This window comes from Streptomyces sp. NPDC031225 (genome assembly GCF_055570355.1).
This window is the reverse complement of sequence record NZ_JBVIHJ010000013.1, coordinates 266,431-275,786: the sequence shown is the minus strand read 5'-3', so window position 1 is coordinate 275,786 and position 9,356 is coordinate 266,431. Positions and strand designations below refer to the sequence as shown.

The 9,356-nt window shown below is 72.0% G+C and carries 9 protein-coding genes; 6 read left to right on the top strand and 3 right to left on the bottom strand.

Going from position 1 to position 9,356, the window contains the following annotated elements; translation table 11 throughout:
• Nucleotides 1-140 precede the first annotated feature (140 nt).
• Together ACZ48Z_RS23645 and ACZ48Z_RS23640 are read right to left on the bottom strand one after the other, a co-directional pair.
• Nucleotides 141-476, bottom strand: coding sequence for a hypothetical protein (locus ACZ48Z_RS23645; RefSeq protein WP_328748988.1), 336 nt, complete (start codon nt 474-476; stop codon nt 141-143).
• 1 nt (nt 477) lies between these two features.
• Complete coding sequence (locus tag ACZ48Z_RS23640) at nt 478-663, bottom strand: hypothetical protein (RefSeq protein WP_468737833.1); 186 nt, start codon at nt 661-663, stop codon at nt 478-480.
• A gap of 104 nt (nt 664-767) precedes the next feature.
• Between ACZ48Z_RS23640 and ACZ48Z_RS23635 the strand changes: the two genes are divergently transcribed.
• The 3 genes from ACZ48Z_RS23635 (at nt 768) to ACZ48Z_RS23625 (ending at nt 4,618) form a co-directional block, all read left to right on the top strand.
• On the top strand, nt 768-1,808 hold the full coding sequence (locus ACZ48Z_RS23635; RefSeq protein WP_468737832.1) for a helix-turn-helix transcriptional regulator: 1,041 nt from the start codon (nt 768-770) through the stop codon (nt 1,806-1,808).
• 822 nt (nt 1,809-2,630) lie between these two features.
• Nucleotides 2,631-3,629 carry a helix-turn-helix transcriptional regulator gene (locus ACZ48Z_RS23630; RefSeq protein WP_468737831.1) on the top strand — a complete coding sequence of 333 codons (999 nt, stop codon included), beginning with the start codon at nt 2,631-2,633 and terminating at the stop codon, nt 3,627-3,629.
• On the top strand, nt 3,626-4,618 hold the full coding sequence (locus tag ACZ48Z_RS23625) for a helix-turn-helix transcriptional regulator (RefSeq protein ID WP_468737830.1): 993 nt from the start codon (nt 3,626-3,628) through the stop codon (nt 4,616-4,618). Before ACZ48Z_RS23630 ends, ACZ48Z_RS23625 begins: the two co-directional genes overlap by 4 nt.
• Here ACZ48Z_RS23625 and ACZ48Z_RS23620 read toward each other — a convergent pair.
• Complete coding sequence (locus tag ACZ48Z_RS23620; RefSeq protein ID WP_468737829.1) at nt 4,581-5,618, bottom strand: helix-turn-helix transcriptional regulator; 1,038 nt, start codon at nt 5,616-5,618, stop codon at nt 4,581-4,583. The two genes, ACZ48Z_RS23625 and ACZ48Z_RS23620, sit on opposite strands and share 38 nt — an antisense overlap.
• Before the next feature lie 411 nt (nt 5,619-6,029).
• On the opposite strand from ACZ48Z_RS23620, the gene ACZ48Z_RS23615 reads away from it, so the two are divergent.
• The 3 genes from ACZ48Z_RS23615 to ACZ48Z_RS23605 are packed head-to-tail and all read left to right on the top strand — an operon-like array spanning nt 6,030 to nt 9,348.
• Nucleotides 6,030-7,574 (top strand): circularly permuted type 2 ATP-grasp protein, encoded by a 1,545-nt coding sequence (locus ACZ48Z_RS23615; RefSeq protein WP_468737828.1) that lies wholly within the window; start codon nt 6,030-6,032, stop codon nt 7,572-7,574.
• Nucleotides 7,571-8,503 carry an alpha-E domain-containing protein gene (locus tag ACZ48Z_RS23610; protein ID WP_468737827.1) on the top strand — a complete coding sequence of 311 codons (933 nt, stop codon included), beginning with the start codon at nt 7,571-7,573 and terminating at the stop codon, nt 8,501-8,503. The genes ACZ48Z_RS23615 and ACZ48Z_RS23610 overlap by 4 nt, the downstream gene beginning before the upstream one ends.
• A gap of 2 nt (nt 8,504-8,505) precedes the next feature.
• The gene (locus ACZ48Z_RS23605) at nt 8,506-9,348 is read left to right on the top strand and encodes a transglutaminase family protein (RefSeq protein WP_468737826.1); all 843 of its coding nucleotides are present in this window, start codon (nt 8,506-8,508) and stop codon (nt 9,346-9,348) included.
• The last annotated feature ends 8 nt before the right edge of the window (nt 9,349-9,356 follow it).

The window sequence follows — 9,356 nt, the reverse complement described above, 5'->3', positions numbered from 1 at the left end:
CCCCCCCCCCCCCCCCCCCCCCCCCCCCCCCCCCCCCCCCCCCCCCCCCCCCCCCCCCCCCCCCCCCCCCCCCCCCCCCCCCCCCCCCCCCCGCTGCGGGGGGAAGCACCTGCGCGATCTGTTACGTCGGGGGAATCGCGTCAGGCACTGCGGGGGGTGGCTGAGATGGTCCGGGGGGTGGGGGTTTCCGGTTCCACCAGCCGATGGTCTCGTTGGTCCAGGTTCACAAAGATCATTCCGTACCGGATGGCACACCGGACAGGCTGCGGCGCCCCCCGAGGCCGCCGCAGACACCGGTACGCCCGCACGTCCTCGTCGTCGTCCCGCGTGACGACCACCGGTTCACCGAAGACCGTCACCATCAACGAGTCACCGGTGTGGGGGATCGCGGTGACCAGATCGATGAAGTGCCAGCCGGATCGGTAGGCGGTGGCCATCTCCCTGCGAAAGGAGCGGTCGTCAGGTGGAGTAGTCATGTCAGTCCCAGACGGTGTCAGCAGGGAATGCCTGCACCTCGTCGCCGACAATCACGGTGGCCGCAGCCTCGGTACCGCCTGCTCTGTGATCGTCGCCCTTCACGCCGGAGAGGCCGGCCAGTGCGCCGAAGGCCACAACGGTAGAGAAGGCGGCGACAAGCACCGAGCGAAGCATTTTGTTACGCATAGTCGGCTTCGTCCTCACTTGAAGGTCCCCTCTTCCCCCGTCGAGTAAGACGATGGCTCATTCGGGCACATCATGGCCACACGAACGGTGCATCATGTTCCTGCATGTTCAGGACCCTGGGGGGTGGAAATTTGGTATCGAATGGGACTAAAGCGACACATCCCCATGCGGTGACCGAACTGTGTGACGAAGGCGGCCGTCTTTACGCCACCGCGCTGCGCACAGGACGGGTCTCCCGCGGGGACGCGGAGTCGGTTCCCTGCCTGCTGGAGTTCGCTCTGCTGCACCCCGACCCGGACGACGCGAACTGGATGCTTCCGGTTCCGCCGTCGGTCGCGCTGGCTCAGCGGCTCAATCCCCTGGAACACGAGATCACCGAGCGCAGACGGCTGTCGATCGAGCTCGCCGACTCCTTCGAGCCGTTCATGGCGCTCAGCGCGCAGCAGATGGCTCCGGCGCACTCGATCACGGTCCTGGAGGGACTCGACCGGATCAACGCCGCGCTCGACCTGGCGACGTCCCAGTGCCAGTCCGAGGTGCTCACCGTCCAGCCGAGCCGCGGCCGCCGCCCCGACAACCGGCTCATCGAGGGGCTGGAGCGCGACCGGACCCTCATAGACCGGGGCGTCCGGATCAGGACCCTGTACCAGCACGTCGCCCGGTACAGCCCCGAGCGGCTCGCCTACATGGAGCAGTTCGCCGACGGGAAGGTGGAGTACCGCACGATCGACGAGCTGGTGGAGCGGCTCATCATCTGCGACGAGACCGTGGCCTTCATACCCGTCCGGGACGACCGGCAGGTCGCGCTGGAACTGCGGCACCCCGGCCTGGTCGGCTATCTGACCAAGGTCTTCGAGTTCATGTGGAGCCGGGCGGTCCCGCTGAGCGCCGGCGCTCCCTACGAGACCGCTCCTGACGGCATCACCGACATCCAGCACTCCATAGCCAAGCTCCTCGTCGAGGGACACGTGGACGAGGCGATAGCCCGGCGGCTGGGCATGAACGTGCGCACCTGCCGCGCCCACATAGCCAAGCTCGCGACGGCCCTGGGCAGCGGCAGCCGCGCCCAGCTCGGCTTCCTCATAGCCCAGTCCGGGATCCTCGACCAGGGGCACGCGGCGGCGGAGGGGAACGGGCACCCGTGAGCACGGCTCACCCGCACGGCACCGGGGAGCCGCGCGAGAAGGGCCTGAACATGTGCACCCCCGCGCCACGCGAAGGCCGCCGACCGGGCACCGGGCCCACGAACGAACCCGGCCGACGCCCGGATGCCGGCCCCGCGAACGAACCCTGCCGACGGCCGGATGACGGGCCCGCGAACGAACCCTGCCGTGAACACGGCAGACGCCGGGATACCGGGGACGCGGACCAGCCCGGCCGCGAACACGGCCGAGGCCCGGATGCCGTGCACATGGGCCAGCCCCGCCACAAGCACGGCCGACAGCCCGATGCCGGGGACACGGACCAGCCCGGCCGCGAACACAGCCGAGGCCCGGATGCCGTGCACATGGGCCAGCCCCGCCACGAACACGGCAGACGGCCCCATGCCGGGGACGCGGACCACTCCCGCCACGGACACGGCCGCCGCCCGGATACCGGGCACACCGACCACCCTCGCCACGAACACGGCCGACAGCCCGATGCCGGGGACGCGAACCAGCCCGGCCACGAACACGGCCGACGGCCCGATGCCGGGCACACCGACCACCCCCGCCGCGAACACGGCCGACGCCGGGATGACGGGGACGCGTACCAACCCCGCCGCGAGGAGCGGCCGGCGGCGATGCGCGCGTCGTGGGCGGGAGGCGCCGGCTGCGGCGCGGGCGCGGCCGGGCCCTCGGTCCACGGCGTCCCGTCGTCCGTCGGCGTCCTGAGCCGCGCGAGGGGGCGTTGCCGGGGCGTGCTGCCGCAGCGGGCGGCCGGCGCGCAGCGGAACCAGGAAACCTCGAGCAGGAGGGAGTGACCGAGTGAACCCGGTGCCACATCCGGAGCACGGCGTGGAGCACCTGTGCGCGGCGGGGACGGAGCTGTACGCGCGCGCCCTGCGCGAGGGGTACGTACTCGGCGTCGAAGCCGACGCAGCGCCCTGCCTGGTCGACTTCGGGCTCCTGCATCCCGCCGTCACGGACCCGGAGCGGCTGGAGCCGGTCGCCCCGGTCGTCGCCCTGCACCGCATGCTGCGGATCGCCGAGGAGCGCGTCGCGGAGGAACGACGGCGTGAGGCCCTGCTGGCCGAGACGTTCGAGCCCCTCATGCGGATCGAGGGCCGCCGTACGGGAGCCGACGACTCGTCGATGATCAGCGTCCTCAGCGGGCTCGACCTCATCAGCCGGGTCATCGGCCAGGCCATGGCCGACAGCTCCGAACTGCTGGCCATCCAGCCGAACACCAGCGACAGACACTCCCGTACGCCCCCGTTCGTCCACGGGGAGGCCTTCGACCGCGACCAGGCCCTGCTCGACCGCGGCGGCCGTATCCGCACGCTCTACCAGCACACCCTGCGTCACGCGCCGAGCATCGTGGCCCGCTACGAGCGTCTGCACGGCGACGTGGAGGCCCGGTCGCTGGACGAGGTGACGGAGCGCCTGATCATCGTGGACCGCACCGTGGCGTTCATCCCCGCCAACAAGGACCGCACCCTCGCCCTGGAGGTGCGTCACCCGGCTCTGGTCGCCTTCTTCGTCACCGCCTTCGACCGGCTGTGGCGGCTGGCCACCCCGATGCACCCCGAAGCCGTGCAACAGCCCACCCGCAACGGCATCACGCCCCGCCAGCGCGCCATCGCCGCCCTCCTCGTGGAGGGCCACACCGACGCCGTGATCGCCGACCGGCTCGGGATGAACATCCGCACCGCCCGCGTCCACATCGCCAAACTCGCCGCCACTCTCGGCAGCGAGAGCCGCGCCCAACTCGGCTACCTCATCGGGCAGTCCGGGATCCTCGGCCAGGAAGACCCGGCCGAGTGACCACGCCGGCCGCACACCAGGCGCACGGCCCCCAGGACCCGTGCCCGGAAGGCGTCGAGCTCTACGCCCGTGCCCTGCGCGAGGGCGCGGTCTGTGAGCGGGACGCCTCGCCCCTGCCCTGTCTCACGGAGACCGGACTGCTCCGGGCCGACCCCCGGGACCCCGCCCGGCTGGAACCCGTGTCCCCCGCCCTCGCCCTGCACCGCATGCTGAGCGCCACCGCGGGCCGTCTGGAGCACGAGCGGCGGCGGGAGGCACGGCTGGCCGAGTCGTTCGCGCCGTTCCTGCGGATCGGCGGGCGCGGTACGGCGGCCGCGGAGAACCCGGCGATCAGGGTCGTCAGCGGCACCGGCCCGATCAACGCGGCCATCACCGAGGCCATGGCCGGCGTCGAGCGCGAACTCCTGTGTGTCCAGCCCAACAGCCACTACAGCGACAGCCGGGGCGCCGCCGCGCAGGCCGTGGCGATGGGCCGGGACCAGGCCCTCCTCGACCGCGGCGGCCGTATCCGCACCCTGTACCAGCACACCCAGCGTCAGATGCCGCTCGTCCTCGCCCGCTACGAGCAGCTCCGCGGCGACGCCGAGGCGCGCTCCCTGGACGAGGTCACCGACCGGCTGATCGTCGCCGACCGGGACGTCGCGTTCATCCCGGCCGGTGAGGACGGCGCGCTGGCGCTGGAGGTCCGGCACCCGGTCCTGGTGGAGTTCCTGGCCGCCACCTTCGACCGGCTGTGGTGGCAGGCCACGCCCATGTATCCGCAGACCGTCCACCGGCCCTCCCTGAACGGCGTCACGCCCCGCCAGCGCGCCATCGCCGGACTGCTCGTGGAGGGCCACACCGACGCCGTGATCGCCGACCGGCTCGGCATGAACATCCGCACCGCCCGCGTCCACATCGCCAGACTCGCCGCCACCCTCGGCAGCGAGAGCCGCGCCCAGCTCGGCTACCTCATCGGGCGGTCCGGGATTCTTGACCGGGGAGCGTGAGGGACGAGGCGGCGGGGACGGAGGCCCGGCCGTCCAGACCGACCTGCGCTATCCGGACGCCCAACTGGGTGCGGCTGGCCGCCCCGAGCGTCTCCGACAGCCGCGCGATGTGGGCCCGGCAGGTGCGTACGCTGATCCCCAGCCGTTCCGCGATCACCGCGTCCTGGTGGCCCTCCGCGAGCAGCGCCGCGATGGACTGTTCGCGGTGGGAGATGCCCTCGATGCCGGTGTCGGGGAGGGGGGCCGTGAGCGGGATCGCCAGGCGCCACAGCCGCTCGAAGACCGTCACCAGGTACTCCACCAGCGCCGGGTGCCGCAGTTCCAGGGCGAGGGTGCGGTCGGCGTTCGCGGGGACGAAGGCGACCGTGCGGTCGAAGAGGATCAGCCGGTCGATGACCTCGTCGAGGGTCCGGGCCTGCACCGAACCGCCCATCAGTTCAAGGTAGTTGAGCAGTCCCTGGCCGTGCCGCGCCACATGTGTGTAGAGGTCCCGCATGCGTACGCCCCGGCCGCGCAGCGCCAGCGCCCGGTGCAGGCCCTCGGTCAGCTCGTGCTCGGGGCGGATGCCGCCCGGCTGGACGGTGAGGACCTCCGTCGTGCACGCCTCGGTCGCCTCGTCCATCGCGGCCTGGATACGGGCGAGGCCGTCCAGGACGCGGATCGCGGTGCCCTCCCCGGTGCCCGCGGCGACACTGGGCGCGAGGCCCGCGAACCGCTCCACCGCGGCGACCGCCGCCCCGACCCGCCGCTGGCTCGCGCTCACGTCGTCGTAGACGCCGCGCAGCAGCCGGGTCATGACCTCCTGCGGTGCCGTCGGCACCAGCCAGCCCATGTCGTCGGGGTCCGGGTGCAGCAGGGCCAGCTCCAGCAGGCAGGGCACCGGTCCGGCGTCGGAGCGCGGCACCCGGCCGCGCCGTACCGCCCGGGAGTACACGCGGTCCCCGGCTTCGCACAGCCGGTCAGCGCCGTGCGGATGGTCGTCCGCCGTGTACCCGGCCATTGCCCATCCCACCCCCGGTTCCAGCGTCTGCCGCCCTCTTGTCCTGCTTCCCGCAGGGGCGTCGAAGTTCCCTGGGCTCCGCAACTATGCGCGGCCCGGACGGGCTCCGCAACATGGCTCCTCGGGCCGGATCCGTTGAAAACAACCGGTATGCACCACTTGCAACAAGCTGCGGGCCGGTGGGGGGCCGGTCACGCAGTTCCCCGCGCCCCTGGGTGGGTGCAGTGAAGGCCCGTTCAGCTGCACCCACCTTTTTTGGGGGCGCGGGGAACCGCGCGACCAGCCCCCACGCACCCGCAGCCGCACTCCCACCGACCGCCCCGGCCCCCCGCGGAACAACCCGCTCCGCGTGTCAACTCCCCGAAATCACGCAGTGATCACGCCGTTACGTGCCGCACTTAACGTCAGGTCATGGCGGACATATTTGACGCGTACGCGTTGGCCGACGCGTGGGACGAGATGTTCGAGCGGCCGGGTGAGGTCAGGACCGCCTATGAGCCGGTGCTGGCAGCGCTCCAGCCGATCGAACCGAGTGAACTCAGGTTCCGGGCAGACCAGATGGCCCGGGCGTTCACCGACAGGGGCGTGACCTACGCCTTCGCGGGCGAGGAGCGGCCCTGGCCGCTGGACCTGGTGCCGAGGATCCTCGACGCCCTCGAATGGGATCTCATACAACGGGGAGTCGGTCAGCGGGTCAGGGCCCTGGAGGCCTACCTCGCCGACGCGTACGGGCCGGCCCGGGCCTTCGAGGACGGGGTGGTGCCCTGGCGGCTGCTTCTGAGCTCCCCGCACTTCCACCGGGCCGCCCACGGGATCGAACCGGTCAACGCCGTGCGCATCCATGTCGCCGGCATCGACCTCGTACGGGACGAACAGGGCGACTTCCGGGTCCTGGAGGACAACGTCCGTGTCCCCAGCGGCGTGTCGTACGTCATCGAGAACCGGCGCGCGATGACCCGCGTCTTCCCGTCCCTGTTCGCCGAACAGCATGTGGTCCCCGTCGACGGATACGCGCAGAAGCTGCTCTCGGCCCTGCGCGCGGCCGCCCCCGACGGGGTGAAGGATCCCCGGGTCGTCGTCCTCACCCCCGGGCCCAGCAACGCCGCCTACTTCGAACACGCCCTGCTGGCCCGGCTGATGGGCGTGCAGCTGGTCGAGGGGCACGACCTGGTGTGCCGCACCAACCGGGTGTGGATGCGGACCACGCGCGGTGAGGTGCCCGTCCATGTCGTATACCGGCGCCTGGACGACGACTTCCTCGATCCGCTGCACTTCCGGCCCGACTCGGTGATCGGCTGCCCCGGCATCATGAGCGCGGCCACGGCGGGCCATGTCACCCTCGCCAACGCGGTCGGCAACGGCATCGCGGACGACAAGCTGCTCTACACCTACGTCCCGGACCTGATCCGCTACTACCTCTCCGAGGAACCGATTCTTCCCAACGTGGAGTCCTTCCGGCCCGACGAGCCGGGGCAGTTGGACGCCGTCCTGGACCAGATCGACCAGCTCGTCGTGAAACCCGTCGACGGGGCCGGCGGCCAGGGCATCGTCATCGGGCCCAAGGCGGACCGCGAGACCCTGGAGAAGACCCGTGAGGCCGTCCGCAAGGACCCGCGCGGCTTCATCGCCCAGCGCCCGGTCGCCCTGTCCACCTCCCCCACCCTCGCGGGTGAACGCATGGCACCCCGCCACATCGACCTGCGCCCCTTCGCCGTCAACGACGGCAACGACATCTGGGTGCTGCCCGGCGGCCTGACCCGGGTCGCCCTCCAGGAGGGCAACCTGATCGTCAACTCCAGCCAGGGCGGCGGCTCCAAGGACACCTGGGTGCTCGCCGAGGGCCCCACCGAGCCGCCCGCGCCCGCGAACGGGACCGCCCACCTCGACATCGCCCCACGTCAGCATGGTCCCGACGGCACCGCCACCGTCGTACAGGAAGGGGCGCAGCAGCAGTGAACGACGTGATCCTCTCCCGGATAGCCGAGGCACTGATCTGGACCGGCCGGTACGTCGAGCGGGCGGACGCCACGGCCCGGATCCTCGACGCCTACCTCCACCGGATGCTGGAGGACCCCTGGCGCGACGAGGACGTGGCCTGCCGGTCGCTGTACGCGATCCTCGGCGTCGACGCGGGCGGCACCCGGGTCGACATGCAGCAGGTCCTCGACCAGCTCGCCTTCGACGCCCGTTCGACCTGCGCCATCGAGGGCGCGCTCGGCGCGGCCCGGCTCAACGCGCGCAGTGCCCGTGAGGCGGTCTCCTCGGAGATGTGGGAGTGCCTGAACTCCACCTGGCACGCCCTCGCCGACCAGCGCCTCGCGGCCCGCCGTACGGGCCCCTACGCCTATCTGGAACTCGTACGGCGGCGCTCGGCGCTCTTCTTCGGGCTCGCCGACTCCACCATGAGCCGCGACGACAGCTGGCGCTTCGTGGTGCTCGGCCGGAGCCTGGAGCGGGTGGACATGACCGTGCGGCTGCTGTCGGTCCGGGTCCTGGACGCGGCCCACGCGCCCGACTGGCCGACCCTGCTGAGCGCTTCGGGCGCCGACGAGGCGTACGCGCGCATATACAGCGGTTTCGGCGACACCCCGCGCGTGGCCGAGTTCCTGCTCCTGGACCGGGACTTCCCGCGCTCCGCGCTGCACGCGCTGACCACGGCCGAAGAGTGCCTGACCGCGCTCGGCCGCCCCCGCCAGGACCCCGCGCGCCGCCCGATCGGCCGGATGCGCACCCGTCTCGAATACCTCGACCTGCCCGCCCTGGAGGACCAGCTCCCCCTTCTGCTGGGAGACTTGCAGACCGCCTGCATGGCCTCCGCGGAGGCGGTGGCGGAGCGGTTCTTCCCGTACCAGGGGCCCGTCGCATGGGCCCAGGAAGGAGCGTGAGCATGACCAGCCGCCTCCGGATCAAGCACGTCACGAAGGTCTCGTACGCCCAGCCCGCGGCCTCGTCCCACAACGAGGTCCGCATGACCCCGCTGACACTGCCCGCCCAGACCACCCTGGACGCCCGGGTCACCGTCAGCCCGGCGACGCCCACCTGGTCGTACTGGGACTACTGGGGCACCCAGGTCACCGCCTTCGACCTGACGGACCCGCACGCCCATCTCACCATCACCGCCTCCAGCCTGGTCGAGACGTCCCGTCCGGCGCCGCTGCCGGCCGCACCCACCTGGGACGAGGTGAGCGAACGCATCGCGCGGACCCGCCTGTTGGAGTTCGCCGGCCCGACCGGCCGTACGACGGTCCCGCCGAAGCTGGTCAAGAAGGCCCGGAAGGCGGCGGCCGGCCTCGACCCGCACGAGACGGCGGTCGCGGTGTCGGCGATGGTCGCCGACCGGGTGTCGTACCTGCCCGGCGCGACCAGCGTGAACACCTCCCCCGCGGAGGCCTGGGAGCAGGGCGCCGGCGTCTGCCAGGACATCACCCATCTCACCATCGCCCTGCTGCGGGGCGCCGGGCTGCCCGCCCGCTATGTCTCCGGCTATCTGCACCCGGAACGCGACGCCGAACTCCACCGGCCCGTCGCCGGGGAGAGCCACGCCTGGATCGAGTACTGGGCGGGCGACTGGTGCGGCTACGACCCCACCAACCGGGTCCGCGCCGACGAGTCCCACGTGGTGGTGGCCCGGGGGCGCGACTACGACGACGTGACGCCCCACAAGGGCATCTACCGGGGCGTGCCCGGGGGGCCGCCGGAGGTGACGGTGGAGTTCACACGGGTGGCGTGACCGGGACG

Coding starts and splice junctions, on each gene's coding strand:
- ACZ48Z_RS23620 (WP_468737829.1), bottom strand. CDS start 5,618: ATGGCCGGGTACACGGCGGACGACCATCCGCACGGCGCTGACCGGCTG.
- ACZ48Z_RS23605 (WP_468737826.1), top strand. CDS start 8,506: ATGACCAGCCGCCTCCGGATCAAGCACGTCACGAAGGTCTCGTACGCC.
- ACZ48Z_RS23645 (WP_328748988.1), bottom strand. CDS start 476: ATGACTACTCCACCTGACGACCGCTCCTTTCGCAGGGAGATGGCCACC.
- ACZ48Z_RS23615 (WP_468737828.1), top strand. CDS start 6,030: ATGGCGGACATATTTGACGCGTACGCGTTGGCCGACGCGTGGGACGAG.
- ACZ48Z_RS23635 (WP_468737832.1), top strand. CDS start 768: ATGTTCAGGACCCTGGGGGGTGGAAATTTGGTATCGAATGGGACTAAA.
- ACZ48Z_RS23640 (WP_468737833.1), bottom strand. CDS start 663: ATGCGTAACAAAATGCTTCGCTCGGTGCTTGTCGCCGCCTTCTCTACC.